Genomic DNA, 19,280 nt, shown 5'->3' with positions numbered 1-19,280 from the left:
CGTTATGCTGCGGCGGGGTTCTTTTGTCCGGTTGTAACGACAGCTCATCCAGCGGCAACGATGACGGGGCCAAACCCGAGGTGAAGGCGCCCTGGAATTTTGATCTCTATATGGTCGGTGAGTTTAGCGGCTGGGGTCGTGAGGAGAAGTTCAAACTGACCTTCAAGGATGGTGTCTATCGTCTGGACAACCTGAAAATGAACTCGGGTATGTCCCCGTTCAAAGTGGCCGGGCCCGAGTGGACCAAATATCCCGATTTCTCTGCGGATTCCCGCAAGGAGACCAGCATCTTCCCCGGTCAGGTCTATCCCATGTACTACCAGAACAACGGGCAGAACAACCGTCTGGTGGTGACGGAAAAGGGGTTGCTCGACATTCAGGTCAAGGTGACCAATGCCGATCTGGCTGCACCGGCCATCGAGTTTTCCATGGTGCGTGATGACCCCAATTACAGCGAGAGTCTCTATCTAAAAGGGATTGATGGCAATCTGGAGCCTGTCCTGCAGATGGTCTATCAGGGGGACAAGCAGTATGTGATGGTGGCCAAGCTGACTGTGGGTGAGCACAAGATAAAGATTGCCTCCGCTCAGGAGGGGATCGGCTTTGGGCTCAATGGCGTCATTGCATTGAACAACCCGGTCAAGATGCAGCGCTGCGATGCTCAGTGCCAGCTGGCAACCGTGCGGGTAGAGCAGGAGGGGTATTACAAGTTCCTGCTGGATGCCAGCCAGGATGAGAATGCTCCTCTGTTGCAGGTCAGCGTTGCAGGCGATAGTGATTTGGGCATGATCAATCCCCATGAAGGGCATGAGCTGATCGAGAAGCGCGAGTATGAGACCTATAAGCCCGGAGTGACGGAAACGGCCACCTTCTCGGTCAAGCGGGCCAGTGACGAGTATCGTAGCTATGCGCAGTCGACCACTCAGGAGTTGCGTGATCCGGGTGATAGCTTTACTACCTATCAGGAGCAAGCGGATCTGCCCCGCCTGCGCTCCGGCAACATGGTGTTTGATGCCCTGTTTGCGCTGGCTACCCACGAGATGCGCCAGAACAGCGTGGCTCAGGTCAAGGATGGCAGTTACAACGGGGGTCAGGCGATCCCGTGCGACTGTTTTGAAACCGGCGCCAAGTGGCATTACGTATGGACGCGGGATCTCTCCTACGCCACCGATCTGGGGCTGGGGGCGCTTGATCCCATGCGTGCGCGCAACTCCCTGCGCTTCAAGCTCTCTGATTTCAGAGCCGAGCTGACAAGCGATCTGGACAGCTTGATCCCGCAAGGACGCCAGATCATTCAGGATACCGGTACCGGGGGCAGCTGGCCCATCAGTACCGATCGCATGAGCTGGGCCCTGGGGGCCGAGCGGGTGCTGGCTGCCCTGCCTGATGCCGAGCGCCGCGCGTTCTTGCCCGATGTCTTTGAAGGACTGAGCAACACCATAGAGAGTGATCGTCTGGCCGCCTTCGATAGCGCAGATGGTCTCTATGTCGGCGAGCAATCCTTCCTCGATTGGCGCGACCAGACCTATGCCAAGTGGATCACCGCCGATATCGCCCACATCGGCATGAGCAAATCTCTCTCCACCAACGTGACCCACTATCAGGGGTTGCTGCTGGCCGCGCGGGTGGCGAGCGAACTGGGGCACGATGAGCTGGCGATCCGCTATAACCAGTGGGCGGGTGAGCTGAAACTGGCGCTCAATCGTGCTTTCTGGCTGGCTGACGAGAAGATGTATGCCAGCCTGATCAACACCAGTACCGATCAGAGCCCGGCCTACAAGTTCGATCTATTGGGGGAATCCCTCGCCATTTTGGCCGGTGTTGCCGATGAGGCGCAGGCCAAAGAGATCATCAGTCGCTATCCCATGGGCCCTTATGGCGCGCCGGTCTACTTCCCGCAGCAACCCGATATGCCGGTTTACCATAACCGCGCCATCTGGCCCTTCGTCTCCGCCTACGGGCTGAAGGCGGCGGCCATGGTGCAGAACGTTGCCGTGGTCGATCACCATATCGACTCCCTGATGCGCGGTGCCGCGCTGAACCTCTCCAACATGGAGAACCTCGAGTGGCTCTCCGGCCAGCCCTCCCTGATGGATCTGGCCCATCCCGATTTGACGGGACCGGTGATCAACTCCCAGCGCCAGCTCTGGTCTGTCGGGGGCTACCTTGGCATGGTGACCGACACCACCTTCGGCTACAAGGTGGAAGAGGGGGGGATCCGGATCAAGCCGTTTGTCACCGCTCACTTGCACAAGCTGATGGGGGCCAAGCCCGAGGCTGCACTCAAGGGATTGAACTATCGTGGCAAGCAGATTGACATAGTGCTGCAACTGCCGGAGCTGGGCGGGGAGGGCAGTTACTATCCGGTGCAGAGCGTGACGCTCAATGGCGTTCCGGTGGGGGAGCAGATAAGTGAAAATATGCTGGCCTCTGGCAACCGGATTGAGGTGACGCTCGGTGCCTCCGTGGCTGATGATCAGGAGATCCGCCTGATCAAGAATGTGGCGCCGCTGGATGTCGAGAACCGGCAGGTGTTTGCACCGACCGAGCCGACCCTGCTTGGGGTTAGCGAGCAGAGTGGCAAGCTGGTTGTTGCCCTGCAGGATAGTGTCAACAAGGGGGCGCTCAGCTACAACATCTATCGGGATGGCAAGCAGGTGGCCTCCGGGCTGGATCGGGCGACCAGCTGGGTCGACGACATGGTATTACAGCCGGGCCAGGCCTATTGCTACAGTGCCGAGGCGGTCTATCCGGAGTCCGGCAACCGCTCCCATCATGCCAAGCCGGTTTGCTATCAGCCTGCGCTGCAACATATCGCCATCGATGCGGCCAACGTCTCCCATACCGGCAGTGTGAGCGCCGCCGATGGGGCCATTCCCGTCCCTTACCTCAAGGATTGGGGCCGCCCCGACGACAGCCTGCTGGTGCAGGGGGTCAAGCTGGATGGCAAGCACGCTATTCGTTTGCAATACAGCAATGCCCAGCATGCCATCAATCTGGGGGTGACCAACGGGGTGAAACGGATCTCGGTGCTTAGTGGTGGCAAGGTTGTCGCCAGCGGCATGGTGCAGATGCCCCATGTGATGAAAGAGGGCGACCTCAAACCGTTGCGTGACTCGACGCCGTTCGTGGTGGATCTGCCCGCCGGAGAGTATGACATTCGGGTGAGCGATTTTTACAACATGAGTTACCTGAAGGCGAACGACACCTACAACGATGCAGGCGGTCAAAAGGGGGCGGTCAATCTGATCGATCTCGCCAGCATCACCGTCTCGGCTCGCTAGGTAGCCAAACAAAACGGCCAAGCAAAACCGCCCCGGAGGTCCGGGGCGGTTTTTTTATTTAGCGATACCGAGAGGAGCCGTGGGGGATACAAGGGCTCAGCGATAGCGGCCACGTACCGAGCTGCTGGCGCGGCCGGCCATCTTGATCAGGCTCTGGCGGGTGTGCAGGTGGCAGAGCGCGACGCCGAGGGCATCTGCTGCATCCGCCTGCGGGGTGGCGGAGAGTTTCAGCAGATGGGTCACCATATGCTGCACCTGCTCCTTGGCGGCACCGCCGGTGCCGACCACTGCCTGCTTGATCTGGGTGGCGGAGTACTCGCTCACCGGTAGATAGGCGTTGACTGCGGCGACGATGGCGCTGCCCCGGGCCTGCCCCAGTTTCAGGGCCGAGTCGGCGTTGCGGGCCATAAAGACCCGCTCGATGGCAAACTCGGTGGGCTTGAACTGGGTGATGATCTCGCATACCCCGTCATAAACCTGCTTGAGGCGCTCCGGCAGCTCGCCGCAATCGGTGCGGATGCAGCCAGAGCCAAGGTATTCGGCCTTGCCGCCCACGACCCGGATAACCCCGTATCCGGTGATCCGCGAACCCGGATCGATGCCCAAAATAATGCTCATGGGTGTTGATTGCTCTAAACGCGAGTGATGGCCGCCAAGATAGCAAACTGTGGCCCGTTTGGCTGTATGTCCCGGGCCAAGCGGGTAAAGATTGGCCAGCCTGCGTCGGGCCTGGTTAGCCCTTGAACAATTCTATGGTGTCGCCATCCTGCAGGCTGCCCGCGCCACGCACCACCACCCGATCCCCCTGCTTGAGGGCGCCGCTCACCGCCACCTGCTGGCTGTCGCCAAACAGCACGGTGACCGGCACCCTATTCACCTTGAGCGCCTTGCCGCTTCGCGCCACCTGATAGACCACGCTGCCATCGGTGCCGAGCACCAGAGCGTCCCGGGGCAGCAGCATGCTCTGCTGATCCCCCAGTGGCAGGGCAACCCGTACTGGCGAGCCGATGATGAAGGTGCCCGCTTCCGGTTTGAGGCGCAGCTCGATGAGGCGCGACTTGGGATCGGCGCTGGCGGCTCGCTGGTAATAGACGCCATGACCGCTCAGCTGTTCCCCCTCCACCCGCAGCCGGGTTTGCGGCGCCAGCTGCTGGGCCCAGAGAATGGGGGCCTGCAGGCGGATATCCGGCTGATCCGGGTTGACCAGCTCCAGCGCCTGCTCGCCCGCGTCCACATGCTCGCCGGGCTGGATGAAGTGGTTGTTCACCACCCCGTCGAACGGGGCATAGATGTGGCTGCGGCGCAGCTGTTCTTCAATCTGGTTCACCTGTATGGCGGCCAGTCGCTCGGCCAGCGCGGCCTGCTCCACATCGTAGCTGGCCTTGTCGTACTGGCTTTGGGAGGCGCTCTTTTGCTGGTGCAGCCGGGTGATCCGTTGGGATTCGGCGCGTGCGAAGCGCAGGTTGCTCTGCCATTTCGCCTGCTCGGCGCGAGCCTGCTCCAGCGAGAGGCGCAGCGCCGTACTGTCGAGGCGTAGCAGCTCGTCCCCTTTTTTGACCCGGCTGCCAAATTCGGCGATCCACTCCACCCGGCCGCTCACTTCGGCACTGAGCGCTGCCTGCTGGCGACTCGCCACCGTGCCGCTGACCCAGATATTGGCGGCCGCATCCCCTTGGGTCACATCCGCCAGGGTCACCATCTTGCCCTGATCGGCCAATACCGGTAGCGCACTGCCTGCAATCAGCACAGCGCCAGCCAACATTCGGGTAATCATATGTGTCATCGATGAGCTCCTTGCTCAGGCCCGCTGGCGCAGGGGTTGTGGGATCGCCACCTGCTCCCCGAGACGCAGGAAGGCAGGCAACAGGATCAGGGTAAACAGGGTGCTGCAACTCATGCCGCCGACAATGACGGTGGCGAGCCCGCGGTAAATTTCGCTCCCCTCGCTCGGGCTCAGCATCAGCGGCAGCATGCCGAAGATGCTGGTGAGACTGGTCATGGCGATGGGGCGCATCCGGCTTTGCAGGGCATCGGCCACCGCCAGCTGACGGCTCATGCCGTCCCGCTCGGCGGTGCGGGTCTGATGCACCAGCAGGATGGCGTTGTTGACCACCAGTCCCAGCAGGATGACAAAGCCGATGATGGTGAGCAGGTCCATCGGCAGCGGCACCAGCAGCCCGCTCAGTTGCAGCGCCAGCACGCCGCCAACCGAGGCAAGGGGCAGGGTGAGCAGCACCAGTAGCGCATCCTTGAGGGAGGCAAACACCCCCCACAGCAGCACCAGCAGGATCACCACGGCGAACAGGAAGATGGTCCCCAGATTGTCGAGCGCCTGTTGCAGGCTGTCGGCATTGCCGGCAATGCGCAGCTCGCCACCGGCGGGCAGCAGGGGGCGGATGGCGGCAAAACTGCGGTTTTTCAGGGTGTCGATCACCTGCTCCATGGTCATACCCGCCGGGGGCGCTATCTGCAGGCTGATGCTGCGCCGCCCATCGGCCCGGAAGATGCTGGCCGGGCCCATGTCATGCTCCACCCGCAGCAGCTCGCCAAGGGGAACGATGCGCCCGGAGGGGGTGGCCAGCGGCACTGCCTTCAGTTCGTCCGGATTGGCGGAGCTCTGCCCCATCAGCATGATGTCGAGCCGATCCTCGCCATCGAAATACTCGCCGACCCGCAAGCCGTCGCCAAAGGTCTGGATGATGGTGGGCAGGGGTGTGCGATCCCAACCCACTTCGGCGAGACGTCGATCTTGCGGCACCAGTTTGAGCTCGGGAGCGGTGAAGTCGAGACTCGGTTCGGGCCGGACCTGTGCTCCCGGCAGGTCCTTGCTGAGGATCCCCATGCTGGCACGGGCCGCCTGATAGAGCTCGGGCAGGTTGCCCCCCTGCAGCAGCAGGGAGACGCCGTTCTCGCTGTCAAAGCCGCCAAACAGCGACCCCTGACCGCCGAACACCCGGGTGTCGGGAATGCCTACCAGCAGCTGTTTCATCAACAGGCTCTCCAGCTCCTTGATGCGGTTTTCGTCTTTGGGGCGCACGCCAATCTGGGCGCCCCCCGGGTAGCGCAAGATGTAGTAGTTCTTGAGGGCAGGCTCTTTCTCCCCCTTCATGTAGGGGGCGAGGCGGGCGATCAGGGTATCGATCACCTCTTCGCGCTGGGCCTTGAGATTGACCCCGGGGGTGAAGTTCATCCAGACATCCACCGCGTCCCGTTTCACGTCCGGCAGATAGTCCATCTTGGGCAGCAGCGCCCAGGTGGCCAGGGCCGGCAGGCTCATCATCAGGGTGATGACCGTCCAGCGCTGGCGTGAGGTCGAGGTCCAGCGGATCACGTGACGAGTGGTGCGCTGCCACAGCGACTCATCGGGATCGGTCAGTGTTTCATGTCCCATCCAGCGCGCCGCCACCGCGGGCAGCACGATGACGGCGACCAGCATGGAGACCGTCACGGCGCAGGCGATGGTGAGCGCCAGATCGGCAAACAGCTGACCCTCCACATCGTTGAGCAGCAGCACCGGCAGGAAGATGGCGACCGTGGTGAGGGTGGAGGCGACCAGCGCCGTCCACACCTGACGGGTGCCTTCGAGCGCCGCCTCCGCCTTGCTCAAATCCCCCCGCTCGTGGCGCCGGTAGATGCTCTCCAGCACCACGATGGCGGCGTCGAGCACCATGCCGACGGCAAAGGCGATGCCCGCCAGCGAGATGATATTGAGGGTGCGATCCATCACCTTGAGCAGGCAGAAGGTGAGCATGATGCTGATGGGGATGGCGAGGGCAATCATCAGGGTCGCCTTGAGTTGGCGCAGAAAGAGCCAGAGGATGGCACAGGAGAGCAGCACCCCGAGCCCCAGGTTGGCGGTGACCATGCTGACGGCGCGATTGATGTAGAGGGAGGCATCGAACGACTGCTCCATGTGCAGCCCGACCGGCTCCAGCACCTCGCGGTTGAGCTCGTTCACCCGAGCCTTGATCGCCTCAAGGGAGGCCAGGGCATTGGCGCCGCTCTCCTTGAAGATCTGGGCGGCGATGGCGGTATTGCCGTTCTGGATCCGCAGCACCGGGTTCTCTTCCCTGGCCACCCTTACTTCTGCTACATCCCGCAGATAGATGGGCAGGCCATCGCGCCAGTCCACCACCTTGTCCCCCAGCGTCTCGACATCGTAACGACCGGCGAAGCGCAGCTTGTACTCCCAGCGACCGATGTCGAGGGTACCGGCCGACACGTCCCAGCCGGTGGTGGCCCGGCTGGCCAGCACCGGGATCTCCACCCCCAGCTCTGCGGCGCGGTAGGGGTCGAAGCGGATCTGGATCTGGCGCTCGTTGATCCCCTCGACTGCGACAGTCGAGACCCCTTCGATGCGCTCCAGCTCGGGTTTGACCCGCGCCTCGATCAGCGCCTGATGATCATCGATCACCCCTTTGGCGCCGGGCAGTTGCTGGATGAAGAAGAAGGTAAGGGTATCGTTGCTGCTGTAGTTGTTGACGTAGGGGCCGCCAATCTTGTCCGGCAATCCCGAGACCCGGTTCAGCCGCGAAATCACATCGAGTTGGGCCCGCTGCATGTCGGTGCCGAGGGCAAACTCCATGTCGATTTCGGTAAAGCCGGGATAGCTGTTGCTGACAAGGCTCTTGAGCCCCTGAACCCCCTGCATCTCCTGCTCGATGGGGTCGGTGATCTCCGACTCCATCTCTTGGGGCGAGGCTGAACGCCAGCTCACCGAGATGTTGAGGTGTGGACGGTCGATGTCGGGGAACAGCTGGATCGGCAGTCCCCGGATGCTGAGCAGGCCCAGCAGGAAAATCAGCACGATCGAGACCGCCACCCAGATGGGGCGTTCGATCGCCGTTTTGGCGAGGTTCATTCACTCTTCCTGAGTTGTTGTTATCGGCCATTCCGCTGGCCTTGCTTCCAAAGCCCCTGCAACAGGGACTCAAGCATTTAACTGGAATTCTCCTAGCTTGTAAATGCATGGTTAACAAACAAAAAAACCGGCCACGAGGGCCGGTTTGGTACTGGTTTGCCAAGGGATCAGGCTGCGTGCTCGACCTTGTTTGGCTGCTTGCTTGGTTGCTGGGAGAAGCCTTCCAGCTCGCCCGGGGCGAAGTTGTCTACCTGAATGGCTTCGTAGCGCAGGGCATCGGCGGCCAGCAGTTTGTCCGCTTCGTCCTTGCTCAGGATGGAACCGGCCAGTGCGGCGGCAACCAGCTCCGGCAGCGCCAGTTTGCGGGGCAGTTTGCCCTCTTTCTGGGCCTGCACCAGCTTCTTCTCGTAGGGCTGCACAGCGACCATGGCCTGGAAGGCGCGCTCCATCAGACCGACCGGATCCGCCTCGTCTTTGCCCACATAGCAGAGGGCGGTCAGACGGTCGCGGAACTCGCCCGGCTTCATCATGGCCAGACAGATGGCGTGGCAGCGATCGTCTGCCGGCATCTTGTAACCGACGCCGAACGGGAACACCACGCGCTTGAGTACGGCACCCACCACCTTGTTCGGGAAGTTCTGGAAAAAGCCCTCGAACGCCTTGCCAATCAGGTAAAGGTTGCGCTCCACCGCGTACTGCACGAACGGCAGATCGGAGACCATACGGCCCTGATCCTCGTAGTGCTTGAGGGTGGCGGAGGCCAAGTAGAGGTGGCTCAGCACGTCACCCAGACGGGCGGAGATCATCTCCTTGCGCTTGAGATCGCCACCCAGCATCAGCATGGAGACGTCGGCGCACAGCGCCAGCCCTTTACTCATGCGTGACAGCTGCTTGTAGTAGCGAGCGGTTTCACCGGCCACCGGGGCACTGTTGAACTGACCCAGAGTCAGCCCCTGGAACAGGGAACCGAAGAAGTTGCCGGCGCCGAAGGCGATGTGCTTCATCAGCAGGGCGTCAAACTTCTCGAGGCCGCGTTCCACATCGGTATCAGCCGCCGCTTCCAGCTCGGCAAACACGTACGGGTGGCAGCGGGTAGCCCCTTGCCCGAAGATCATCAGGTTGCGGGTCAGGATGTTGGCCCCTTCCACCGTGATGGCGACCGGAATACCCATGTAGGCGTAGCCGGTGTAGTTTTTCGGGCCCAGCTGGATGGCTCGACCGGCGTGGATATCCATGGAGTCATCCATGATCTGGCGCGCCATTTCGGTCATGTGGTACTTGGAAATCGCAGTGACGATGGCCGGCGCCTGACCCAAGTCCAGGGAACCTGCAGTCATGCGACGGGCCCCTTCGAGCTGATAGGTGAGGCCACCGATGCGGGCCAGCGCTTCCTGCACCCCTTCAAACTTGCCGATGGACATGCCGAACTGCTTGCGCACATAGGAGTAGGCGCCCACGGTGCGGCTCGCCATGTGACCGCAAGCGGTGCCCAGAGCAGGCAGCGAGATGCCGCGACCGGCGGAGAGGCACTCCACCAGCATACGCCAGCCGCGACCGGCGTAATCCGGGCCGCCGATGATCCAGTCGAGCGGAATGAACACATCCTTGCCGAAGGTCGGGCCGTTCATGAACGCCAGACCCATAGGGTAGTGGCGATCGCCGACGCGCACGCCCGGGTGGTTGGTGGGGATGAGTGCGCAGGTGATGCCGAGCTCTTCCTTGTCACCCAGCAGCTTTTCCGGGTCATAGAGTTTGAACGCCAGCCCCAGTACGGTAGCGCGGGGCGCCAGGGTGATGTAGCGCTTGTTCCAGTTGAGGCGAATACCCAGCACCTCTTCACCCTTGTGCATCCCTTTGCAGACGATTCCCTTGTCAGGAATGGCACCTGCATCGGAGCCCGCCTCCGGCCCGGTCAGGGCGAAGCAGGGCACTTCCTTGCCGTTGGCCAGCCCAGGTAGCCAGAAATCTTTCTGGGCCTGGGTGCCGTAGTGCATCAGCAGCTCGCCCGGACCGAGGGAGTTCGGCACCATGACGGTGACCGCCACGCTCAGGCTCTTGGTGGCGATGCGGGTAACGATGGTGGAGTTGGCAATCGCCGAGAATTCGCGGCCGCCATAGGATTTCGGGATGATCAGGGAGAAGAAGCCTTCCTTCTTCAGATAGTCCCATACCGGCTCCGGCAGGTCTTTGGTTTCGTTGACGATCTTGAAGTCATCAACCATGGCGAGCAGGGTTTCGACCTGATTGTCGATAAAGGCCTGTTCCTCTGCGGTCAGCTCGGCCTTGCCGTAGCCGTGCAGTTTTTTCCAGTCGGGGTTGCCGCGAAACAACTCGCCATCCCACCAGACGGAGCCGGCTTCCATGGCCTCCCGCTCGGTGGCTGACAAGGGCGGCAATATCTTTTTGAAGATGCCGAACACCGGACGGGTTACCACCTTTTTACGGATGGAGGGTACGCCGAGCACAACGGCTATCGCCAGCACCAGCAGGACAAGCAATGTGATCATACCGAAGTTCCTTCTATTTCACTGTTTCCGTTGATTTATTGTTGGTTGTTACACGGCCAGGGAGAGCCTGGTCGACTCCACGGGCGCCCCGACTCCGGACGCCAGATAAGGAATAACGTTGCGCACCAGCCCTTCCACATCGAGCTGCTGGCCAAAGTCGGCCAGGGCGATGTCGCGCAGCGCATCGGCGGAGGCCATGGTGAATACGACGGTGCCCAGGGTGAAGTGCAGGCGCCAGAAGAGATCCGCTGGCGACAGGGCCGGATTGGCCTTGGAGATGGCCTGGGTGATCCGCTGCAAAATGGGGCCATAGTGGGCGGTGATAAAGCGGCGCAGGTGGCCCTGGCTGTCGATATAGCCGCGCCCCAGCAGCTGCATGAAGATGGCTGGGCCGTTGGCCCGCACCGCCGATAGCTTCATCAGCGGTTCGACAAAACTTTCAAACAGTTGCAGCAGGGTCAGCTGCTCCTGCTCCATCAGTACCCGCAGGCGGGCATCCAGATCGGGCATGAACAGGCTCAGATAGCGGTCGAGCACCGCCTGGATCAGCTCCTTCTTGGAGCCGAAGTGATAGTTCACCGACGCCAGATTGACGTCGGCCTCACTGGTGATCAGACGCAAAGAGGTATCGGCGAATCCCCGCTCGGCAAACAGCACTTCAGCGGCGTCGAGAATACGGTTTTTGGTATCGATTTTACTCACAGGACACCTCACTTAAACGAATGTTTAAAAAGTACGTTTCATAACGTGAAGTGTCAAGAGAATGTGAATGAGTGTTAGCGGAATGTTTTTTGTTAAAAGGGGCAAAAAGATTGGAACTAACTCCACAGCAGGAGACTCTATATCAATGCCACTGCAATTAAACATTAAGTCTCGCCCAACCTGCTTCTTGCTAGTTGGGCATTTTTTTGCCCTGTTGACAGCGATGTGGTGGCAAACAGGTAAAAAAAACCGCCGCAGGGCGCGACGGTGGGGAAAGTGAGTTCGTGTCATCCTGACGACAAACTGTCGATGCGAGTTCAGGCGTGTATCGACGGGGGCAGTATGCCAGCCAGGGTCCCTCAGACTATGTCAGCTTCGCGGTATTTTGTGACAAAGTGTGGCAAGTGCCGGCGTGGCCCAATTCCCCCTACTTTGTTATGCTGCTCCTTCAAGATATGAGGGGAGAGAAGATGAAGTACCCGGTCGATACCCACACTCACACCATTGCCAGCACCCATGCATACAGCACCATCCACGACTATCTGCCGATAGCCAGGGCCAAGGGGATCAAGCTGTTTGCCACCACGGATCACGGGCCCGAGATGGCCGATGCCCCTCATGTCTGGCATTTTGCCAACTTGCCGATCTTGCCAAGAGTGGTGGACGGGGTGGGGATCCTGCGGGGTATCGAGGCCAACATCAAAAACCTGGAGGGGGAGATCGATTTTCCCGAGCGCTATGAGTCGCGCCTCGACATGATCATGGCGGGTTTTCATGAACAGGTATTCCCTCCCTGCGATCGGGCCACTCACACCCAGGCAATGATCAACGCCATCAAGAGCGGCCGGGTCGACATGATCAGTCACCCGGGCAACCCCGCATTTCCCATCGACATTCAGGCGGTGGTAAAGGCGGCTGCGGACTATCGGGTGGCGCTGGAGATCAACAACTCCTCCTTCATTCACTCGCGCCCGGGGAGTGAAGGCAACTGCCGCGCCATCGTGGAAGCTGCGCGAGATCTGGGGGCTTACCTCACCTTCGGCTCCGATTCCCACGTGGCATTTACCCTTGGTGATTTTGACCACTGTCACCGTCTGGTGACCGAAGCCGGCTTCCCGCAAGAGCGGATCCTGGTGCGCTCCCCCCGCGTCCTGCTCGATTTCCTCGAAAGCCGCGGCCGGGCCCATATCCCCGAGTTTGCCGACTTGTAAATCGGGCTCTAATACCATGAGCCAATTCATAAAATCGAGTTGGCTCGATTGACTCGCTGGCCATTTTTCATGAATCTGACTGGCAAGAAGCCGGTATAGCTCAGTTGGTAGAGCAGCGCATTCGTAATGCGAAGGTCAGGAGTTCGATTCCCCTTATCGGCACCATATAAAACAAAGGGTTAGCTTCTCAGCGAAGCTAACCCTTTGTGCTTTTGTGCTGGTGGCCCCTTCTCATACCCCTCTTTATGCGCTCGCAAAGCCAAGGGGGGAAGGGTTGGCAGGCCAGACACCCAGTAGGTGGCCACTCAGGTGGTAACCAAGCGGCGCTCGCTATTCCCCTCAGGCAACCTCGATATCTGGCTTGGCCGGTTCCGCCTGCATGGTGTGTTGCCCTCCTTGCCTCGGGCTCTCCAGCTTGTCGATGCGCACCGCCGCTACCTTGAACTCGGGGATCTTGGCGTGAGGGTCGGTGGCATTGATGGTGAGCCGGTTGGCCGGGGCTTCGGCGAAGTGGAACGGGATAAAGACCACGCCCGGTTGCATCCGTTTGGTGACGAAGGCGGGCAGTTCGATATGGCCGCGGCGGCTGGTGACCTTCACCTGCTCGCTGTTGCTGATGCCCAACCGCTGCGCATCCACCACGCTCATCATCACCCGCGGGCCAGCCAGCTTGTCGAGCCCTTTGGTCTTGCGGGTCATGGTGCCGGTGTGGAACTGCTCCAGCAGGCGGCCGGTGGTGAGCACGATGGGATAGGTCTCGTCGGGCAGTTCGGCGGCATAGCGGAACGGGGTGGCGACCATCTCTCCCTTGCCACGGGTAAACTGCTTGCCGTGGAGCAGGCGAGTGCCTTCGGGGGCCGCCTCGTTGCAGGGCCACTGTAGCCCTTCTACACCCACCTTATCCCACTGGATGCCGGCGTATTGCGGGGTGACTTGGCAGATCTCGGCGGTGATCTCCTGCTGGTGTTGATAGCGCCAGTCGCCGCCCATGGCGTTGGCGATCTGCTGGATGATCCACCAATCCTCCCGCGCCTCACCCGGTGCCTTGAGGGCGGGGGAGATGCGCTGCACTCGCCGCTCTGTGTTGGTGAAGTGGCCACTCTTCTCGGCAAAGGAGCAGGAGGGGAGCACCACATCGGCCAGCTGAGCGGTTTCCGAGAGGAAGATATCCTGCACCACCAGAAACTCCAGCTGCTTGAGCCCCTCGATGACGTGATGTTGATCCGGATCGCTCAGCACCGGGTTCTCCCCCATCACATAGAGCCCCTTGATGCTGCCCGCACAGGCTGCATCTATGGTTTCGGTGAGGGTTAGGCCGGGCGTGCGCGGCAAGTCAGGCTGCTGCCAGGCAGCTGCGAAGCGGGCATGAACCTCGGGGTTGGCCACCTTCTGATAGCCGGGAAGGCAGTTGGGCAGCGCCCCCATGTCACAGGCTCCCTGCACGTTGGACTGGCCCCGCAGCGGGTTGATGCCGCCCCCTTCGATGCCGATGTTGCCGCACAGCAGTTGCAGGTTGGCGATGGCGCGCACGTTGTCGTGGCCGGTGGTGTGCTGGGTGATCCCCATCGAGTAGTAGATGGCGGTGCGCTCGGCGGTGCCGATGAGGCGCGCGAGCTCGATCACCTGCTCGGCCGGTACACCTGTGACGAGTGCCACCTTGTCCGGTGCATAGGCGGGGGAGAGCACCTCCGCTTGCAGCGCTTCGAACCCTTCCACCCGCGCGGCGATATAGGCCTTGTCGTGCCAGTCGTTCTTTATGATCTGCTGCATCAGGCCATTGAGCAGCATCACGTCGGTGCCGGGGCGGTGGGCCAGATAGAGGCTGGCATGGTCCGCCATCTCGATCCGCTTGGGATCGGCCACCACCAGTCGTGCCTTGCCCGTGGTGACGGCTCGCTTGATATGGGAGCCGATGATGGGGTGGGCCGCCGAGGTGTCGGAGCCGATGATGAAGATGAGATCCGAGTGGTCGATGCTCGGGATGTCGTTGGTCATGGCGCCACTGCCTAGCGACGCCTCCAGCCCGGTAACGGTGGAGGCGTGGCAGAGCCGTGCGCAGTGATCCACGTTGTTGGTGCCCAGCTCCCGGCGCATGAACTTCTGGAACAGGTAGTTCTCTTCGTTGGTGGTTTTGGCCGACGAGAAACCTGCCAGCGCATCGCTGCCATAGCGCTGGCGAAGGGCGGTGAAACGCTCGGCCACCAGAGCGATGGCCTCCTGCCAGCTGGCGGGCACCAGCTTGCCATCCTTGCGGATGAACGGTGTGGTGAGGCGCTCCTCGCTCTGGATAAAGTCAAAGCCGAAGCGTCCCTTGACGCAGAGCAGCCCCTGGTTGACCGGTGAGTTGCGATTCCCCTCCACATAGCGGATGCGGTTGCGCGCCTCATCGACATAGAGGGTGACACCGCAGCCGACCCCGCAGTAGGTGCAGATGGTATTGACCGGCGTGAGCAGTTCGGTGCGCCCCTGCGACTTGTCGCGGGCATCCACCAAGGCCCCGGTGGGGCAGACCTGTACGCAGGCGCCGCACTGCACGCAGTGGGAGTCGCCCATCGAGAGTCCCGTGTCGAACTGCGGCCGGTTCGAGAGAGTGCCATCGCTGTTCTGGGCAAAGCGCAGCACCCCCTGTACCGCCTGCTCACCACAGGTCTGCACGCACTGGCCGCAGCCGATGCAGCGGTTGGCATCGAACACGATAAATTCGCTGCTGTTATCCACTGCAAACTTCTGGCACTGGCTGGTATCGAGAGCGCGCTGCTCGACCTTGTATTCGGTGGCGTAGTCGCGTAGTGCACAATCGGTGTTGGCCTGACAGCCACACTCGAGGCAGCGGCTGGCCTCGCTGCGGGCATCCTGGTCACTGAGGCCGCGCTCCACCTCGGCAAAGCTGCCCTCGCGATCCTTCTCTGCCAGATGGGGCATGATGGTGCGGGCGACTTTTTTCAGGTGAGCAAACTGGGCGGGATCGACCTGCTTGAGTGTGGGGGCCTTGCAGGCGTTGAAAGGACGAACCGGGTCGATCATGTCACCGTGGAGGAACTGATCGATGGCCAGCGCCGCCTTGCGGCCATCGGCAACCGCCTCGATGGCGGTGGCAGGCCCGCGGCGCAGATCGCCGATGGCGAACAGGTTGCCGTGGCCGCTGTGCATGGTCTCGGGGTGGGATTCCAGTGTCTGCCAGCGGGTGAAGGGGAGGGTGAGGGATTCCCCTTCCATAAAGCTGAGATCCGGCTGCTGCGACACTGCCGCAATCACGGTATCAAACTCTTCAATGAGGTACTCGCCGGTTGGCTCCGGGCGGCGGCGACCGGAGGCGTCCGGCTCGCCGAGGGCCATCTTCTCGAGGCGCACCTGACAGACGCGGCCACGGCTGTCCGGCAGATTCTCTACCGGATTGGTCAGCATCATGAAGCGCACCCCTTCATGCTCCGCCTCGTCGATCTCGTAGGCTTCGGCGGGCATCTCGGCGCGGGTGCGGCGATAGATGAGGGTGGTGTCAGCCCCCAGCCTGACCGCCGTACGGGCGCAATCGATAGCGGTATTACCACCCCCGATCACCGCCACCCTCTTGCCGGTGGTGAGCCGCTTGGCCAGCATCCGATCCTTGAGGTAATCGACCCCGAGATAACAACCTGCCAGGGTGCTGCCCGGGTAATCCATCGGCACCGCCTTGGAAGCGCCAACCGCCAGACAGACCGAATCATAGTCGCGGCACAGCGCCGAGAGGGTGATCTGGTGGCCCAGCCGCTGCTTGGTGTGGATCCGCATGCCGCTTTGGCACATCAGGTCGATCTCCTGATCGAGGATCGCCTTGGGCAGCCGGTACTCGGGGATGCCGTAGCGCAGCCAGCCACCCGCTTCGGGCATTGCCTCGAACAGATCGACCTCGAACCCCTCGTAACCCAGATAATAACCGCAGGTGAGACCGCCCGGGCCGCTGCCGATAATGGCCACCCGCTTGCCCTTGGCAGGCTTCTTTGCCGGTTGATAGGGGGCAACCTCGGCCAGATCGAGATCCGCGGCATGGCGCTTGAGCTGACGAATGGCCAGCGGCTCATCCACCAGCGCACGGCGGCACTCCGCTTCACAAAAAGCGGGGCAGACCCGGCCAATGGAGAGGGGCATCGGCAGGGTCTGCTTGATGACGGCCATCGCCGCCTCGTGCTCCCCCATGGCGATGTGGTGCAGATAGGATTGAATGTCCACTCCGGCCGGACAGGCGCGCTGGCAGGGGGCTTCGCAATCGGCGTAGTGATCCGAGAGGATGCGACCGAGCGCCTGCTGGCGGTGTGCGTGCAGGGCATCGCTTTGGGTCGTGATCACCATCCCTGCCTCGGGGTGCGTCTCGCAGGCGCACCGGATGCCGAGACCGGCAATCTCGACCACGCAGAGATCGCACGGCGTCTTGGGGGCGCTGGTGTTGTCACCGCACAGGGAGGGGATATCGATCTGGTGCTGTTTGGCTATCTGGAGCAGGGTTCTGGTCGGGTCAACCGTCAACTGAGCCCCATCGAGGGTGATGGTGATCATAGCGTCATAACTCGGTTTCAAGGCGCAGAAAATGCTGCATCTGGCTGGGCCAGCAGGGAAGCGATAGAGAAGACCGCTTGGTATGACTTCACCATACCAAAGATGATATGCAACTTTATTTGATTTAACTCAGGTTCTTTGTCTAAAAAGAAAACGATTTCACTGGTGGTGATATCCGTGGAGGACGATCTGGATTTTGACTACCTATGTCGAGTTAAAACATCGCATTACCTGCAATTTTATGGCCATTAAAGCAACCATAAACTGTATGTCATATGGATCTTGCTCATGATGGCACGATGAGAGATATCCTAAAATATGCAACTTTTGTTTCGGTGTTGGTAGGGTGCAACCTAAATGGGGTGCAACCGAGGCGGAGGCGCTGGCGACATCTTTACTTTAAAAGGGGGGGCGTTCAGGGCTAATGGTGTGAGAAAACGAGATTACCAATTAGGGGATGATATGACAGAGTGCAAGGAGTCATACAAAGACATGTCTTTCTAGTAGTCTCTCAATGATTCAATCGGTTACTATCTTGCTGATATGGAAATAGCAGGGTTATACCGTGAGCTCAATCCCCCTTCGCAAGGCCCTCGGGGTCTTGGCTAAATCTTCTTCCTTCTCGGTCAAGACGACAACACAACGTCAGAGAGATCTGTTTGATGACCTCAAGGATTATCTCTACGTTACACCCGAAATCGAGGATGATTTTGAGAAGTGCCTCCGTTCATTGCAGCCTGGTGAGTGTGTGTTTTTATGCGGCAGTAGTGGTGATGGCAAATCTGAAATATTGTCACGTAGCTATGACCAATATAAAAACAGATATACCTTCCATCTGGATGCAACCCATAGCTTTTCGCCTCATCAATCAGCAATCGATGCGCTAAACGAACTCTTTGATCGTGCAGGAGACGGGACTCAACCCCTGGTGGTTGGTATCAATATCGGTATGCTGGCCAACTTTGCCAAAGAAGGGGCTGAGCGGCACAGTGAGTTGCGTGGCGTGATCGAGCGTTTTTTGGATAGTGGCGAGAGAACGCAAGGGGCATATCACTTTCTGGATTTCGAGTCCTATCCAAAATTTCGTTTTAATGATGACGCTGGCAGCTATTCAAGCTTTATGCGTCAACTGCTCAAGCGGTTAACTCAGCCAACCGATGACAATCTGTTTCATGCTATTGCCCTTGCAGATGAGCAACGCCAACGCGACATGCGCCTCATCGCCAATTTCAGGCTGTTGGCCAATGAGCACGTGCAAGAGATTATCATTACCACTCTGTTCAAAACCCGTTTGATCAAGGATCAATTCATTACGACTCGCGCCTTGCTGGATCTGTTGCATCAGCTTCTGGCCGGGGAGCATTACCTTTTTGACAACCTGTTTCTTGCTAAAGACAGCGAGCTAAGCCTGCGTCTTGCTGACTTTGATCCTGCCTTGATTCATACCCAAGCGGTAGACCAGTTTGTGCTGCGTTATGAGCTGAATCTACCGGATGAGGCGCTGGATGCTTTTATGGTAGAGCTGGCAAAACAGGGACTCATATTCAACGAGCCTCGTGATAAAGCGGGTCAAGCCGCATCCCTTCTGCGCCTTTTTTATCTGCTTAAGGACTGTGAGCTTGGCAATAACTACCACCACCAATTCAAAGTCGATTTTGAAGAGCAGGTACTTGAACACTATGCCGCCGTCTGGCTGCAGCATAGCCAGTATCTTGGGGAGGGTGGAAGCCAACTGGCATTGCGCAATTTCTATGTGAAAGCGCTGATCCCGGCCATTTTTGTTTATGCCAACCGCAATGCCCCTGAGTTGTCAAAGCGAGAGCTTTCTCTTGGTCAATTTGGCCAGTGTCATGTCGCGGCACCTGTCGAGCTGAAAGCTGATTACGGCGCAATTCAGCGTCAGCATGTCGAGAAACACGATCATTTCAGCGCCTATCTGAAGGTTGATGAGCAGCCCTTGGCTCCGATGGCAATTAACCTCAATCTGTTTGAGCTGATCTGCAAGCTCAACAATGGCTATCGGCCAAACAAGTACGACAAGAATGCCATTGTGTTGCTCGATGAGATGGTTGAGCAAATCCGCGCTGTCGCCAAAAAGAGCCCTGTTCTTCACTATTACGAAGGTGATCAGCATTACCGTCTTGGTTTGGATGACGGCATGATCACTGTAGAAGGAACCAGATAG

Annotated in this window: 9 protein-coding genes and 1 tRNA gene; 4 read left to right on the top strand and 6 right to left on the bottom strand. The window is 59.9% G+C overall.

Annotated elements, in window-relative coordinates; genetic code table 11:
- The first annotated feature begins 182 nt into the window (after positions 1-182).
- Complete coding sequence (locus I6L35_RS00150; protein ID WP_216980223.1) at positions 183-3,284, top strand: hypothetical protein; 3,102 nt, start codon at positions 183-185, stop codon at positions 3,282-3,284.
- A gap of 96 nt (positions 3,285-3,380) precedes the next feature.
- Here I6L35_RS00150 and ruvC read toward each other — a convergent pair whose 3' ends face one another.
- The 5 genes from ruvC to I6L35_RS00125 all read right to left on the bottom strand — a co-directional run bounded on the left by ruvC (position 3,381) and on the right by I6L35_RS00125 (position 11,354).
- Positions 3,381-3,902: a crossover junction endodeoxyribonuclease RuvC gene (gene ruvC, locus I6L35_RS00145; protein WP_005334512.1), complete on the bottom strand. Its 522-nt coding sequence runs from the start codon at positions 3,900-3,902 to the stop codon at positions 3,381-3,383.
- A 115-nt stretch (positions 3,903-4,017) separates the two neighbouring features.
- Complete coding sequence (locus I6L35_RS00140) at positions 4,018-5,067, bottom strand: efflux RND transporter periplasmic adaptor subunit (protein WP_216979231.1); 1,050 nt, start codon at positions 5,065-5,067, stop codon at positions 4,018-4,020.
- 15 nt (positions 5,068-5,082) lie between these two features.
- Positions 5,083-8,145: an efflux RND transporter permease subunit gene (locus I6L35_RS00135; RefSeq protein WP_216979230.1), complete on the bottom strand. Its 3,063-nt coding sequence runs from the start codon at positions 8,143-8,145 to the stop codon at positions 5,083-5,085.
- Between the two features lie 167 nt (positions 8,146-8,312).
- Positions 8,313-10,652 (bottom strand): acyl-CoA dehydrogenase, encoded by a 2,340-nt coding sequence (locus I6L35_RS00130; protein ID WP_216979229.1) that lies wholly within the window; start codon positions 10,650-10,652, stop codon positions 8,313-8,315.
- A 48-nt stretch (positions 10,653-10,700) separates the two neighbouring features.
- Positions 10,701-11,354 (bottom strand): TetR/AcrR family transcriptional regulator, encoded by a 654-nt coding sequence (locus tag I6L35_RS00125; RefSeq protein ID WP_005334507.1) that lies wholly within the window; start codon positions 11,352-11,354, stop codon positions 10,701-10,703.
- A gap of 470 nt (positions 11,355-11,824) precedes the next feature.
- Between I6L35_RS00125 and I6L35_RS00120 the strand changes: the two genes are divergently transcribed.
- Positions 11,825-12,565 (top strand): phosphatase, encoded by a 741-nt coding sequence (locus I6L35_RS00120; protein WP_216979228.1) that lies wholly within the window; start codon positions 11,825-11,827, stop codon positions 12,563-12,565.
- A gap of 89 nt (positions 12,566-12,654) precedes the next feature.
- A tRNA-Thr gene (locus I6L35_RS00115) sits at positions 12,655-12,730 on the top strand.
- A gap of 174 nt (positions 12,731-12,904) precedes the next feature.
- Here I6L35_RS00115 and fdhF read toward each other — a convergent pair.
- Positions 12,905-17,095, bottom strand: a complete 4,191-nt coding sequence (gene fdhF, locus I6L35_RS00110; RefSeq protein ID WP_216979227.1) for a formate dehydrogenase subunit alpha — start codon at positions 17,093-17,095, stop codon at positions 12,905-12,907.
- A 565-nt stretch (positions 17,096-17,660) separates the two neighbouring features.
- Between fdhF and dptF the strand changes: the two genes are divergently transcribed.
- Entirely contained in the window at positions 17,661-19,280 is a 1,620-nt protein-coding gene (dptF, locus tag I6L35_RS00105) for a DNA phosphorothioation-dependent restriction protein DptF (RefSeq protein ID WP_216979226.1), read from the top strand.

The sequence above is a fragment of the Aeromonas sp. FDAARGOS 1405 genome, from assembly GCF_019048265.1.
GTDB lineage: Bacteria > Pseudomonadota > Gammaproteobacteria > Enterobacterales > Aeromonadaceae > Aeromonas > Aeromonas veronii_A.
Note: the sequence above shows the minus strand (reverse complement) of the source record. Positions and strands in the feature narration are given on the sequence as shown.

Coding starts and splice junctions, on each gene's coding strand:
- I6L35_RS00130 (WP_216979229.1), bottom strand. CDS start 10,652: ATGATCACATTGCTTGTCCTGCTGGTGCTGGCGATAGCCGTTGTGCTC.
- ruvC (WP_005334512.1), bottom strand. CDS start 3,902: ATGAGCATTATTTTGGGCATCGATCCGGGTTCGCGGATCACCGGATAC.
- I6L35_RS00140 (WP_216979231.1), bottom strand. CDS start 5,067: ATGACACATATGATTACCCGAATGTTGGCTGGCGCTGTGCTGATTGCA.
- fdhF (WP_216979227.1), bottom strand. CDS start 17,095: ATGATCACCATCACCCTCGATGGGGCTCAGTTGACGGTTGACCCGACC.
- I6L35_RS00120 (WP_216979228.1), top strand. CDS start 11,825: ATGAAGTACCCGGTCGATACCCACACTCACACCATTGCCAGCACCCAT.
- I6L35_RS00135 (WP_216979230.1), bottom strand. CDS start 8,145: ATGAACCTCGCCAAAACGGCGATCGAACGCCCCATCTGGGTGGCGGTC.